This window comes from Allobosea sp. Root483D1, from assembly GCF_001429505.1.
In the GTDB taxonomy this organism is placed as follows: domain Bacteria; phylum Pseudomonadota; class Alphaproteobacteria; order Rhizobiales; family Beijerinckiaceae; genus Allobosea.
Map to the genome: position 1 here is coordinate 226,640 of NZ_LMJW01000018.1, position 11,923 is coordinate 238,562.

Here is an 11,923-nt window from a genome sequence, read left to right on the forward strand (position 1 = left end):
CCCCGGTTGCGCCCTAGCTTCTCTCATAGATCACGATGATTTTGGATCGAACCGATCCAAAATCATAAAACGTGATCGATTTTGGGAGTTTAGAGCAGGATCTCTGCGAAAAACCGGTTCCCACTTTTTCGCATCCTGCTCTATCCGCTCGCGACAGGAGAGAAGCTGATGGCGCGCAAACCCGTTTCCCCAGAAGCTGAGAAGCCGGCGGGCAAGCCCGATCCGCGGCGCGCCGTGGTCGATGCCCTGTTCCGGCTGGCGGCGACGCAAGGCTGGGACGAGATCGAACTGCCGGCGATCGCTCGCGAAGCCGGGATCAGCCTCGCCGAGTTGCGCGGGCTCTTTCCCTCCAAGCTTGCGATCCTCGGCGGCCTCGGCCGCATCCTCGACGACGCCGTGCTCGCCGGCAATTCCGACGATCTGGCGGAGGAATCCTACAAGGAGCGCGTCTTCGATCTGGTGATGCGCCGGCTCGATGCGCTGGCGCCCTACAAGGCCGGCCTGAAGGCGCTGATGCGGCATCTGCGCCGGCAGCCGCTGGCGCTCGCCGCGCTCGGGCGCAATTCCGTGAACTCCTGGCGCTATCTGCTCGCCTCGGCCGGCATCCCGACCGAGGACGATCTCGGCTCCGTCCGGGTCCGCGGCGCGACGCTGCTGATGGCGCGTGTGCTCGACACCTGGCTGGAGGATGACGAGCCGGAGCTGTCGCGTACCATGGCCAAGCTCGACCGTGAGCTGAAGACGGCCGGCCAGATCATGGCCCGCGTCGAGGATGTGCATCGGCTGACGGCGCCGCTGCGCGGCCTTGCCCGCTCGCTGTGCTCGGGTGTTCGGCGCACGCCGCGGCGCGAACGCATGCGCGGCGAGGACAGCGACGATTACGCGCCGGCTATCTGAAAGCAATCATAGGTTGCGTCGAGCAACTGGAGATTGTGGCGAAACCGTGGCATCGTTAAGCAGGCATTAGCGGCTTCTTGCGAATGTGAAGAATCACATTCGCAATGGGGCGGCTATGTCGGTGTTGAAGAAGCTTACCGGGCTGTCGATCAGCCGTTCGTTCGGGCTGGTCGCGATTCTGGCCGCAGTCATCGCTGTCGTGAGCGCCGCGGTGACGCTCAACCAGGCCCGGATCGACATGCTCGATCTGAAGCGGGCCGAGGTGAAGAACGCGGTCGAGGCGGCCGCCTCCACGGTCAACGCCTATGTCGCGAAGGTCGAGAAGGGCGAGCTCAAGGACGCCGACGCGCAGAAGCTCGCGCTCGATGCGGTTTCCAATGCCCGCTTCGACGACGGAAATTATATCTTCGTCATCCGCTATGACGGCTTCAATATCGCCCATGCCAATCCGAAGCTGGTCGGCACCGACATGTCGCCGCTCAAGGACCCGACCGGCAAGCTCTTCGTCAAGGAACTGACCGATACGGCCCGGGCCAAGGGGGCCGGCTTCGTCGACTACATGTGGGTGAAGACTGGCGACAAGGACCCGTCCCTGAAGGTTTCCTATGTGGTCGGCGTGCCGAAATGGCAGTGGGCGATCGGCACCGGCATGCATGTCCATGCCGTCGACGTCGCCTTCTACGGCATGATCAAGGACGTTGCGGTCGTGCTCGTGCCGCTGACGCTGCTGCTGCTCGGGCTCGTCATCTTCCTGAGCCGCCGGGCCTCGGCGATGCTGCACACCGTCGCCGGCAATATGAGCGCGCTGGCCGCCGGCGATCTCAAGGCGCCGATCGCCTATCAGGAACGCCAGGACGAGGTCGGCAGCATGGCGCGGGCGCTCGTCGTCTTCCGCGACGCGGCGCTGATGAAGCAGCAGGTCGAGACCGAGAAGGCGCAGGCCGAAGCCGATGCCGGCGAGCAGCGCCGCGCCGCCGACACGCAGCGCAGTCTCAACGAGGCGCAGCGCGGCGAGGAGGCGAAAAAGCAGGCCATCGTCGTCGATGCGCTCGGCGCCGGCCTGGAACGCCTGACCGAAGGCGATCTGACCTACCGGATCGAGGCCGCGTTCAGCGCCGAATACGTCAAGCTGAAGAACGACTTCAACGCGGCGATGGCGCATCTCGAAGAGACGATGCGCCAGATCGCGACCAATACCGAGAGCATGAAGGCCGGCGCCGGCGAGATCAGCCAGGCGGCCGACGACCTCGCCAGCCGCACCGAGCAGCAGGCTTCCTCGGTCGAGGAGACCGCGACCGCGCTCGACCAGCTGACGGCGACCGTGCGCCAGACAGCCGAGGGTGCGCGCCAGGCGAGCCTCGCCACGACCCAGGTCAAGGGCGAGGCCGAGCAGTCGGGCGAGATCGTCCGTGGTGCGGTCGCGGCGATGGGCGGCATCGAGAAGTCGGCCGGAGAGATCTCGCAGATCGTCGGCGTCATCGACGAGATCGCCTTCCAGACCAACCTGCTCGCACTCAACGCCTCGGTCGAGGCGGCCCGCGCCGGCGATGCCGGCAAGGGCTTCGCGGTCGTCGCCTCCGAGGTTCGTGCGCTGGCGCAGCGCTCGGCCGAGGCGGCCAAGGAGATCAAGGGCCTGATCACCGCCTCGTCCGTCGAGGTCGAGAAGGGCGTCGCCTTGGTCGGCCAGACCGGCAGCGCGCTCGGTCGCATGTCGGGCGAGATCACCCGGGTGACCTCGCTGGTCGCCGAGATCGCCTCGGCCGCCCAGGAACAGGCGACCGGGCTGCAGGAGGTCAACACCGCGGTCAACGAGATGGACCAGGCGACGCAGCAGAACGCCGCCATGGCCGAGCAGTCGACCGCCGCCTCGCAGGCGCTGGCGCAGGAGGCCGACAGGCTTGCCGCGCTGGTCGGGCGCTTCCGGCTCGGCGGCGACGTGGTTGCCTTGAAGGCGATGGCGGGCAAGATGGCGCATGTCGCGGCGGCGCCGCGGCAGGCGCGCGCTGCGCCGGCAGCGCCCGNNCATGGCAATGCCGCACGCAAGGCCGCCAATGGCGGCGACCGCGGTTGGGAGGAATTTTGAGCACGCCTAGCGAGATCGCCGCAGAGATCGGCTTCGACGATTTCCTCAAGGTCGACATCCGTGTCGGCACCATCGTCGAAGCCACTCCCTTTCCCGAAGCGCGCAAGCCGGCGATCAAGCTGGTGATCGATTTCGGCGGCACGATCGGCCGCAAGAAGTCCTCGGCACAGATCACCAGGCATTACCGGCCTGAGGACTTGCCGGGCCGGCAGGTGCTGGCGGTGGTGAACTTCCCGCCGCGCCAGATCGGCAAGTTCATGTCGGAGGTGCTGACATTGGGCGTGCCGGATGCCGATGGCGAGGTCGTGCTGATCGGCCCCTCGCTCGAGGTGCCCGCGGGTGGGCGCCTCTTCTGAAAGCCACCCTTCAGGCGGCGTGATCCTGCCGCCAGATCCCGGTTGCCAGCGTGGTCGGTGCCAGCTCGGGCTCGCTCCAGCGCAAGGGCAATGCCGCCCTGCGCCGCCAGGCGCGCGTCAGCTCGATGTGCATGAGCCGTTTGGCGCCGTCGAGCTTGGCCAGCTCCGGCCCGTCCCAAATGATCTCTGCCACCCCTTGCAACTGCAGCAGGTCGCCCTTGGCGAAGTCGATGAAGAGCAGGGACGTTTCCGGTTTGCGCAGCAGGTTGCCGAAGGTGTTGAAATAGCTGTTGCCGGCGAAGTCCGGCACCGTCAGGCGATCGCCCTCGATCCGGACGAAGCCCGGCTTGCCGCCGCGATGCGAGATGTCGAGCCCGCTGTCCGAGCCGCTGGCGATGAAGAGCGTGTCCGAGCGCAGGATCAGGTCGCGGGCCGCGCCATCCAGGCTGGTGAGCTCCTCGGCTGCAGTGCCAGCCGCGGCCGGCACGAACGTGGGCTGCCTGAGCTGGATGTACTTGGCGCAATTGCCGAAGCTCTGCGTCACGGCGATCTGCAGCCCGTTGCCGTCACGCGCGCTGATGATGCCGTTGGCCCGGTTGCGACGGCGGGTACGCAAATCGAGCCCGAGCAGGCCGATCGGCGCGCCTGCGCTCAGCGCGGGATTGGCCGGATCGTCGGGGCCGGGCAAGACAGCGATGGCCAGCGCATTCGGCGCCGGGCTTGTGACGAAGCCTTCCGGCCCGGTGAGGATCGTCGCGATCGGCTTGCCCTGCGCATCGCGGCCGGCTGCAAAGAGGTAGGGCAGCAGCGCGAAGAAATCACGGTGCTGGTCTGGCATGAAGTCGCGGATGCCCGCGCCGCGCGAACTCTCGCCGGCGCGGGCCTGCGCCTCCAGCTCGCCGGGATGAAATGGCGAGGCGTCCATGACCGTCAGCCCTTTCCGGGAATGGGTGAGGGCGGGATCGGCTTGAAGAAGGGCAGGGCCTCGATACGTGCGATCCAGGCCCGCACTGCCGGATAGGGATCGAGCGGAATGCCGCCCTCCGGCGCGTGCGCCACATAGGAGTAGCAGGCGAGGTCGGCGAGCGTCGGGTGTTCGGCGGCAAGATAGCTGCGGCCGGCGAGATGCTCCTCCATGAAGGCGAGCAGGCGGGCGGCGATGCGCTCGGCCCGGACCGGGTCGTCGGGGAGGCCGAACTGGGCGATCATGCGGGCGATCGCCGGGCCGTGCATAACCTCGCCGGCGGCGATCGAAAGCCAACGCTGCATCTGCGCGGCGGCCACCGGCTCCTGCGGAAACCAGTCGCTCTCCGGCGCGTAGCGCCTCACCAGATAGACCAGAATGGCGTTGCTGTCGGCGAGGGTGAGATCACCGTCCTGAAGTACCGGGATCTGGCCGAGCGGGTTGAGCGCGCGGAAGGCCTCGCTGCGGCGCACATCGGCCGGGGCTGGGACGACGTCGAAAGCGAGCCCGAGCGCGCGCAGCAGCAATTCGACGCGGTGGGTGTGGCCCGAAAGAGGTGTGCCGTGGAGCGTGATCTGAGCTTGGGTCATCAGGGCCTCGCGATTATGCGAAAGCGAATCTGATTGTTTCAGGCAGAGAGCGAAAGCTGGTAGGCTGGCAAATCAGAATTCCGAATGACGGAATGATCATGGATCGACTCGACGAGCTCACCATCTTCGTCGCGATCATCGACACCGGCAGTCTCGCCGGCGCGGCGCGCCAGCTCCGGCGCTCGCGCCCGGCGGTGACGCGGGCCCTCGCAGCGCTGGAGGAACGCGCCGGCGTCAGGCTGATCGCGCGTACCACCCGCCAGTTGATGGCGACCGAAGCGGGGCGGGAACTGGCGGCCTCGGCCCGCAATATCCTCGCCGAATACGAGGCCTCGCTTTCAGGGGTGACGGCTGCGCCGATGCGGGGCCTGATCAGGATCACCGCGCCGCTCGCCTTCGGACGACGCCATGTCACGCCGGTGGTCGCCGAGTTCCTCGACCTGCATCCCGAAATCCAGATCGAGCTGGTGCTGGCCGACCGCAATCTCGATTTGATCGAGGAGGGCCTGCATCTGGCCCTGCGTATCGGCCCGCTGCCGAGCTCGCGACTGGTCGCTCGCAAGGTTGGCGAGGTCAGGCGCGTGCTGGTCGCGGCGCCGGCCTATCTGGAGCGCCGCGGCACGCCGCTGCGGCCGGCCGACCTCACCGGCCACGACACCATCGTCAGCATCGCGGCCGGCCAGAGCATGCTCTGGCGCTTCGCCGGAGGGGCGCGCAGCGCGACCGTGCAGGTGGCGCCGCGCCTGATCGTCAACGAGGTCGAGTCGGTGCTGATCGCGGCGCGCTCCAGCCGCGGCCTGGCGCGGGCCCTGTCCTATCAGGTCGCACCGGACATCGAGGCCGGCACGCTGGTGCGGGTGATGCGGGAATGGGAGCCGCCGGCCTCGCCGGTGCAGCTCGTCGTGCCGAGCGGCCAGCATCTTCAGCCCAAGGTGCGTGCCTTCCTCGACTATGCCGCCGGCCGGCTGCAGCAGCTGCCGGTGATCAGGCCGGCGCGTTGAGCTCAGGGCTCAGCGCAGCTCGGCATGCCTTGCCGCCTCTTCGTGGATCCAACGGCGAAAGGCTGCGATCGGCGGCCGGTCCGCCACGGCCTCGGGGCAGACGACGTAATACTGGGAGGCGCCGGGCAACTGCTGCGGGAAGGGGCGGACCAGGCGCCCGGCTTCGAGATAGTCGCCGATCAGGGCGCTTGTCGCGAGCGCGATGCCCTGGCCGGAGGAGGCGGCCTGCAGAGCGAGGAAGGTGTGCGAGAAGCGCGGGCCGTGCGTCGCGTCGACGTCGTCGGCACCGGCGAAGGCGAGCCATTGCTGCCAGGTCACATAGTTCGGAATGCCTTCCGCAAGCTCGTGCAGCAGGGTGTGGTGGCGCAGGTCCGAGGGCTCGCGCAGCGGTCGCTCGGGATCGCTCAGTAGCGCCGCGTTGCAGACGGGAAAGAAGCTCTCCGTCATCAGGAGGTCCGAGCACAGGCCGGGATAGGTGCCTTTTCCATAGCGTACGGCGATGTCGATATCCTCGCGCGCGAAGTCGGTCAGATGCAGCGAGACCGAGATGCGCACCTCCAGCTCGGGATGGCGCTGCTTGAGCGAGCCGAGGCGCGGGATCAGCCAGCTCAGGGCGAAGCTCGGCATCGTGCTGACCGTCAGGACGTTGGCGGTATCCGGCCGCAGGGCCCGGGCGGTGGCCTCGTCGAGCTGATCCAGCATCTGCGAGATCGCGGCGGCATAGCGCTGGCCGAGCCCGGTCAGCGCGATGCCCTTGCTCGGCTGCCGTGTGAAGAGTGGACGCCGAAGCCAGGCTTCGAGGGTCTTGACCTGTTGGCCGACGGCGCTGGCGGTGACGGCGAGCTCGTCGCCCGCCCGCTCATAGTTGAGATGGCGGGCGGCGGCCTCGAAAGCACGCAGCGAGGTCATGGGTGGCAGATGGCGGCGCGTCATGTCATGGCCAAGTTCTGCTTGGGCTGAGGCAAAGAAGTTCTCATTTGCTTCCAGGCCTCGCAACCCCCAAATTCCGGGGCATAGAACTTGTCAAAGGAGGCCGCCATGTCGGCCAGGATCGCCACAGAAAATCTTTCCCTCTCCGCGCCGCAGCATGCGGCGCATGGGCTCGCCGGGCTGTTCCTCCGCTTCGAGAATTGGCTGACGGCGCGGGCCAGCGCCCGGGCACTCTATAGCATGGACGATGCGGCGCTTTCCGATATCGCCCTGTCGCGCAGTGACGTGGAGCGGGTGAACGACACGGCTCGCAAGGCTTTGTGGTGGCACTGACAAGGTCGTCATTCCGAGGCAGGCCGGAGGCCTGAGCCCGGAACCCATGCACGCCGGCCATCCTCACAAGGACGCGTCAATCGGCGCGTCGTACTGGGGAGATCCGTGTTCATGGGTTCCGGGCTCTTTGCTGCGCAAGGCCCCGGACGGCGCAAATCTGATCAGACCGGCAGCCTGACCGTGGCGCGCAGGCCGCCGAGCGGCGACTCGCCAAGAATGATGTCGCCGCCATGCGAGCGGGCGATGTTGCGGGCGATGGCGAGGCCGAGGCCCGTGCCGCCGCCGTCGACATTGCGGGCCTCGTCGACCCGGAAGAACGGCTTGAACACGTCCTCGCGCAGCTCCGGCGGGATGCCCGGCCCGTCATCATCGACCATGACGATCAGATAGCGCGCATCATGGGTGGCGCGGATGGCGATGCGATCGCCGAAGCGCGCGGCATTCGAGACCAGATTGGTGAGCAGGCGCCGGATCGCGTCCGGGCGGACCACGACCAGCGGATCGCCGACGACAGTCAGCTCGGTCTGGTGGTCCTGCCGCTCGGCATCGGCCTTGAGCGCCTCGAGCAAAGCGCGGATGTCGGTCTCGACCGGAGCCTCGCCGGCATCGCCGCGGGCGAAGGCGAGATAATCCTCGAGCATGCGGCTCATCTCGTCGACATCCTTCTCGAGCGCCTCGAGGTCGGGCGACTTTTCAAGGAGCGCGAGCGAAAGCTTGAAGCGGGTCAGGATGGTGCGCAGGTCGTGGCTGACGCCGTTCAGCATCATCGTGCGCTCGCCGATCGAGCGCTCGACGCGGCGTTTCATCTCGATGAAGGCGTTGCCGGCGCGGCGGACCTCGCTGGCGCCGCGCGGCCGGAAATCGGCGTCGCGGCCCTTGCCGAAGGCCTCGGCAGCGTCGGCGAGGCGCAGGATCGGCCTGATCTGGTTGCGCAGGAACAGCACCGCGATGGTGAGCAGGATCAGCGAGGTGCCGATCATCCAGAGCAGGAAGATGTGGCTGTTCGAGGCATAGGCCTGGCTGCGCCGGGTCAGCACCCGCATCACGTCCTTGCCGAGCTTGATCCTTATCTCAATCAGGCTGGAGCGGCCGACCGTGTCGAGCCAAAAAGGCCGCTTGACCTGCTGGGCAAGCTCGGCCGAGAGCGCGCTGTCGAGCAGAGAGAAGAAGGGCCGGGTGCCGGGCGCCGGCAGGTCGGCGTCGGGCAGGATCTCGACATCCATGCCGAGGCGCTCCTCGGCGATGCGGCCGAGCACCGTCGCCTGCTCGTCCTGCGGATAGCTTTCATAGACGTCGATCAGCGTCGCGATCTCGGAGGAGACAGCCGAGGACAGCCGCTGCGTCACCGTCTGCCAGTGCCGCTCCATGAAGACATAGGCGATGACCGATTGCAGTAGCACCACCGGTGCGATGACGATGACGAGGGCGCGCGGATAGAGCCCCTTGGGCATGATGCGCGCGATCGGGCGCAGCGACCGGTCCGGCAGGCGCCAGAGCGGGGCGAACCTGGTGGAGAGCGCCGAGGCGCCCCTGGTCCAGGCATGGCGCAGCTTGACCAGCGTCCGCGCGGCGAGCGGGACGAGACGACGCCTGAGCGAAGCGTCCGCCATGCCGGTCAGGTCCTGTCGACGACGAGGCGGTAGCCGATGCCGCGCACGGTCTGGAGATAGAGCGGGTCGGCCGGGTCGCGCTCGATCTTGCGGCGCAGCCGGTTGATCTGCACGTCGATGGTGCGGTCATTGGCGGCCGAGCCCTGATTGGCGAGCTGCTCGCGCGGCACATGCTCGCCGGCGCGCTCGGCCAGTGCGGTCAGGATCTCGCGCTCGCGCTCGGTCAGGCGGATCGAGTCCTCGCCATGGCGCAGTTCGCCGCGGGCGAGGCCGAAGATGAAGGGGCCGAAGCGGACATAGTCCGGTCGCGTCGGTGCGGCCGGCGCCTCGGGCTGGGCGTTGCGCTTCAGGACATTGCCGAGGCGCAGCAGCAATTCGCGCGGCTCGAAGGGCTTGGCGAGATAGTCGTCGACGCCGATCTCGAGGCCATTGATGCGGTCGCTCGACTCGGCGCGCGCGGTCAGCATCAGGATCGGCACCTGCGAGGTCTGGCGCAGGCGGCGGGCGAAGTCGAAACCGTTCTCGCCCGGCATCATCACGTCGAGCACCATGGCGTCGAAGACGAGATGGCCGAGGCGGATATCGGCATCGGCCGCGTTGGCGGCAGTGGTGATGCGGTAGCCATGGTCGCCGAGGAAGCGCGCCAGGAGATCGCGCAGACGGCGGTCGTCATCGACCACCAGGATATGCGGGGCCTCGTCGGGCACTGGCTTGAGCACGCTGGCCGCCATCTGGGCTCCTCTTTCCGCCTCCGGCGCTGGCTGACGCGCCGCTACCTGCGCACAAGGATAGCACAGGCCATCCGGGCGCAGGCCGCGCCCGGGCTCGTCGCAGATAACTTTGTCTAACGTTCTGCAACGCCTGCGGCGGGGCGCGACGCGCCGCCGGGGCCGACCTCATCTCACCGGCCCGCTTTGCCGAAGCTGACGCCCCGGTCGGTGACCTTCAGGCTGAAGCGGCTGCGGCCGGTCGGATTGGCGCGGGAATCATTCCGCCCGAGGACGGTGCCGGTATAGGTGATGACGCCCTGGCCGAACTGGACCTGCCGCGGCTCCATCCCGACCGTCTCATCGGCGCGGCCGACCGGCGTCCAGCGGCCGCCGGCCTCCTTGAACACGATCGCCATCTGGTTCACGGCGTTGCCGGTCTGGTCGTACTGATAGCCGACGAAGGCGACCGCATAGGGCGTCGGATCGTTGCTGAAGCTGCCATGGAACAGGCTGGCATTGGTGGCCGTGTCGATGATCGGGCATTTCTGCTCGCCCTGCTGCGTGTAGCAGGCAATGCGGGTCTGCTTGAGATAGCGGGCGACGCTCTCGGCGGCGGGGCCCTTGAGGCTTGCGGTCACGTCCTGCGCTGCCGCCGCGGTCACGAAGCTTGCCAAGGCGGCGAAGCTAAAGAGAATCCTGCGCATCATCATCTCTGTATCGGCGTCTCGTTCTCACCGTGGCCCGGCGAGCAGGTCCTGCACCTTCGTGCGCTCGGACGGGTCGATCAAGCCCGCCAGATAGCGTGCGACGATCTCGCCCGCCTCGGGCCCGACCTGCGCGAGCGCGCCGTTGATGCGCTTGCCCTGCAGCTGCGCCAGCCTGACGGCGAGCTCGCGGCCGGCGGTGGTGGCGTAGAGATTGCGCTGGCGCTTGTCCTGCGTGCCCGTGCGCGACTCGACGAAGCCGGTCTCGACCAGCTCCTTCAGCACGCGGTTGAGGCTTTGCTTGGTGATCTGCAGGATGTCGAGCAGTTCGGCGATGGTCAGCCCAGGCCGGCGCTGGACGAAATGCAGCACGCGGTGATGGGCGCGGCCGAAGTTGTAATCGGCGAGGATGCGGTCGGGATCGCCGACGAAGTCGCGATAGGCGAAGAAGAACAGCTCGATCAGCTCGTAGGGTACGTCGGCGCGCGGCGCCTCGGGCGAGGCGGCAGAAGCTGGATGCAATACGGGTGTGCTCACCGTCACGCTCATTTTTTATGTCAGCCTTGTTGACATATCTCAGACGTAAGATTACCGGTCAAGCACGCGGGGCGACCGATTATGTCGCCGGTGCCGGTCTCGGCGCAGCATAGATACCGCGCTTGCACGCCCTTCCGGCCTGTGGCGGAGTGCCTGCAAGAAAAGCACCTGGAGGACTGTACCATGTCTGTCATTCCTTTCGACCAGCGCGACGGCGTCATCTGGTTCGACGGCAAGCTCGTGCCGTGGAAGGAGGCCAAGGTGCACGTACTCACCCACGGCCTACACTACGGCTCCTGCGTCTTCGAGGGCGAGCGCTCCTATGACGGCGTGATCTACAAGTGCACCGAGCACTCGCAGCGCTTCCACAAGTCGGCCGAGATCATGGATTTCACGATCCCGTACTCGGTCGCCGAGCTCGACGCTGCCAAGTATCTCTGCCTGAAGGAGAACGGCCTGAAGGACGCCTATCTGCGCCCGGTCGCCTGGCGCGGCTCGGAGATGATGGCGGTCTCGGGCATGAACAACACCATCCACACGGCGATCGCGGTGTGGGAATGGCCGAGCATGTTCGACATGGCGCAGAAGCTGAAGGGCGTGCGCCTCGATGTCGCCGAATATCGCCGGCCCGACCCGGCCTGCGCCCCAGTCCATGCCAAGGCGGCGGGGCTCTACATGATCTGCTCGCTCTCCAAGCACAAGGCGGAGCGCGGCGGCTATGCCGACGCGATGATGCTCGACTGGGAAGGCAATGTCGCCGAGTGCACCGGCGCCAACATCTTCTTCATCAAGGACGGCGTGGTCCACACCCCGCTGGCCGACCGCTTCCTGAACGGCATCACCCGCCAGTCGGTGGTCGATCTGTGCAGGAAGCGCGGCTTCGAGGTGGTCGAGCGCCGCATCCGGCCGGAAGAGCTCGAAGGCTTCAGCGAATGCTTCATCACCGGCTCGGCCGCCGAGGTGACGCTGGTCTCCGAAATCGGCCCCTACAAGTTCATCACCGGCAATATGGGCAAGGTGATCATGGAAGATTATTCGGACGAGGTCCGGCAGGCTTCCAAGGCCGCGGCCTGAGCATCGCTCTCATCAACGTCATGCTCGCCATAAGGCGAGCATGACGAGTTTGCGATGCATCGAAGGCATCCCGTTTCGGCGGCCGTGGACCAGCTGGCGGCGGATCGAAATGCCACAGATGCCGCTCGATAGGC

Annotated in this window: 13 protein-coding genes; 6 read left to right on the top strand and 7 right to left on the bottom strand. The window is 67.1% G+C overall.

Annotated elements, in window-relative coordinates; translation table 11 throughout:
* The first annotated feature begins 168 nt into the window (after positions 1–168).
* The 3 genes from ASE66_RS16360 (at position 169) to ASE66_RS16370 (ending at position 3,336) form a co-directional block, all read left to right on the top strand.
* Complete coding sequence (locus tag ASE66_RS16360; protein ID WP_057190755.1) at positions 169–897, top strand: TetR family transcriptional regulator; 729 nt, start codon at positions 169–171, stop codon at positions 895–897.
* 238 nt (positions 898–1,135) lie between these two features.
* Positions 1,136–2,918 (top strand): methyl-accepting chemotaxis protein (locus tag ASE66_RS33985; protein WP_413814278.1); only part of this gene is annotated, 1,783 nt, incomplete at its 3' end.
* A gap of 58 nt (positions 2,919–2,976) precedes the next feature.
* Positions 2,977–3,336, top strand: a complete 360-nt coding sequence (locus tag ASE66_RS16370; RefSeq protein WP_082613508.1) for a tRNA-binding protein — start codon at positions 2,977–2,979, stop codon at positions 3,334–3,336.
* 10 nt (positions 3,337–3,346) lie between these two features.
* On the opposite strand, the gene ASE66_RS16375 is transcribed toward ASE66_RS16370, so the two are convergent.
* Both ASE66_RS16375 and ASE66_RS16380 read right to left on the bottom strand, forming a co-directional pair.
* On the bottom strand, positions 3,347–4,261 hold the full coding sequence (locus ASE66_RS16375; protein ID WP_057190757.1) for a pyridoxamine 5'-phosphate oxidase family protein: 915 nt from the start codon (positions 4,259–4,261) through the stop codon (positions 3,347–3,349).
* Positions 4,262–4,266: 5 nt separating this feature from the next.
* Complete coding sequence (locus tag ASE66_RS16380; RefSeq protein WP_057190758.1) at positions 4,267–4,890, bottom strand: glutathione S-transferase family protein; 624 nt, start codon at positions 4,888–4,890, stop codon at positions 4,267–4,269.
* A 98-nt stretch (positions 4,891–4,988) separates the two neighbouring features.
* Between ASE66_RS16380 and ASE66_RS16385 the strand changes: the two genes are divergently transcribed.
* Positions 4,989–5,891 carry a LysR family transcriptional regulator gene (locus ASE66_RS16385; RefSeq protein WP_057191105.1) on the top strand — a complete coding sequence of 301 codons (903 nt, stop codon included), beginning with the start codon at positions 4,989–4,991 and terminating at the stop codon, positions 5,889–5,891.
* A gap of 9 nt (positions 5,892–5,900) precedes the next feature.
* Here ASE66_RS16385 and gcvA read toward each other — a convergent pair whose 3' ends face one another.
* A complete protein-coding gene (gene gcvA, locus ASE66_RS16390; RefSeq protein WP_057190759.1) occupies positions 5,901–6,824 on the bottom strand; it encodes a transcriptional regulator GcvA in 924 nt (307 codons plus the stop codon).
* A 105-nt stretch (positions 6,825–6,929) separates the two neighbouring features.
* Here gcvA and ASE66_RS16395 point away from each other — a divergent pair, with 105 nt between their 5' ends.
* Positions 6,930–7,154 (top strand): DUF1127 domain-containing protein, encoded by a 225-nt coding sequence (locus ASE66_RS16395; RefSeq protein WP_057190760.1) that lies wholly within the window; start codon positions 6,930–6,932, stop codon positions 7,152–7,154.
* A gap of 161 nt (positions 7,155–7,315) precedes the next feature.
* Here ASE66_RS16395 and ASE66_RS16400 read toward each other — a convergent pair whose 3' ends face one another.
* From ASE66_RS16400 to ASE66_RS16415, 4 genes are all read right to left on the bottom strand, one after another.
* Positions 7,316–8,764, bottom strand: a complete 1,449-nt coding sequence (locus ASE66_RS16400; protein ID WP_082613509.1) for an ATP-binding protein — start codon at positions 8,762–8,764, stop codon at positions 7,316–7,318.
* Between the two features lie 5 nt (positions 8,765–8,769).
* Positions 8,770–9,495, bottom strand: a complete 726-nt coding sequence (locus tag ASE66_RS16405; RefSeq protein WP_057190761.1) for a response regulator — start codon at positions 9,493–9,495, stop codon at positions 8,770–8,772.
* Between the two features lie 170 nt (positions 9,496–9,665).
* Positions 9,666–10,178: a hypothetical protein gene (locus ASE66_RS16410; RefSeq protein WP_156412192.1), complete on the bottom strand. Its 513-nt coding sequence runs from the start codon at positions 10,176–10,178 to the stop codon at positions 9,666–9,668.
* 27 nt (positions 10,179–10,205) lie between these two features.
* Complete coding sequence (locus ASE66_RS16415) at positions 10,206–10,727, bottom strand: MarR family winged helix-turn-helix transcriptional regulator (RefSeq protein ID WP_057190763.1); 522 nt, start codon at positions 10,725–10,727, stop codon at positions 10,206–10,208.
* A 171-nt stretch (positions 10,728–10,898) separates the two neighbouring features.
* Between ASE66_RS16415 and ASE66_RS16420 the strand changes: the two genes are divergently transcribed.
* Positions 10,899–11,789 carry a branched-chain amino acid aminotransferase gene (locus ASE66_RS16420; RefSeq protein WP_057190764.1) on the top strand — a complete coding sequence of 297 codons (891 nt, stop codon included), beginning with the start codon at positions 10,899–10,901 and terminating at the stop codon, positions 11,787–11,789.
* Positions 11,790–11,923: the final 134 nt, after the last annotated feature.

Coding starts and splice junctions, on each gene's coding strand:
- ASE66_RS16400 (WP_082613509.1), bottom strand. CDS start 8,764: ATGGCGGACGCTTCGCTCAGGCGTCGTCTCGTCCCGCTCGCCGCGCGG.
- gcvA (WP_057190759.1), bottom strand. CDS start 6,824: ATGACGCGCCGCCATCTGCCACCCATGACCTCGCTGCGTGCTTTCGAG.
- ASE66_RS16405 (WP_057190761.1), bottom strand. CDS start 9,495: ATGGCGGCCAGCGTGCTCAAGCCAGTGCCCGACGAGGCCCCGCATATC.
- ASE66_RS16385 (WP_057191105.1), top strand. CDS start 4,989: ATGGATCGACTCGACGAGCTCACCATCTTCGTCGCGATCATCGACACC.
- ASE66_RS16410 (WP_156412192.1), bottom strand. CDS start 10,178: ATGCGCAGGATTCTCTTTAGCTTCGCCGCCTTGGCAAGCTTCGTGACC.
- ASE66_RS16360 (WP_057190755.1), top strand. CDS start 169: ATGGCGCGCAAACCCGTTTCCCCAGAAGCTGAGAAGCCGGCGGGCAAG.
- ASE66_RS16375 (WP_057190757.1), bottom strand. CDS start 4,261: ATGGACGCCTCGCCATTTCATCCCGGCGAGCTGGAGGCGCAGGCCCGC.
- ASE66_RS16420 (WP_057190764.1), top strand. CDS start 10,899: ATGTCTGTCATTCCTTTCGACCAGCGCGACGGCGTCATCTGGTTCGAC.
- ASE66_RS16380 (WP_057190758.1), bottom strand. CDS start 4,890: ATGACCCAAGCTCAGATCACGCTCCACGGCACACCTCTTTCGGGCCAC.
- ASE66_RS16415 (WP_057190763.1), bottom strand. CDS start 10,727: ATGAGCGTGACGGTGAGCACACCCGTATTGCATCCAGCTTCTGCCGCC.
- ASE66_RS16395 (WP_057190760.1), top strand. CDS start 6,930: ATGTCGGCCAGGATCGCCACAGAAAATCTTTCCCTCTCCGCGCCGCAG.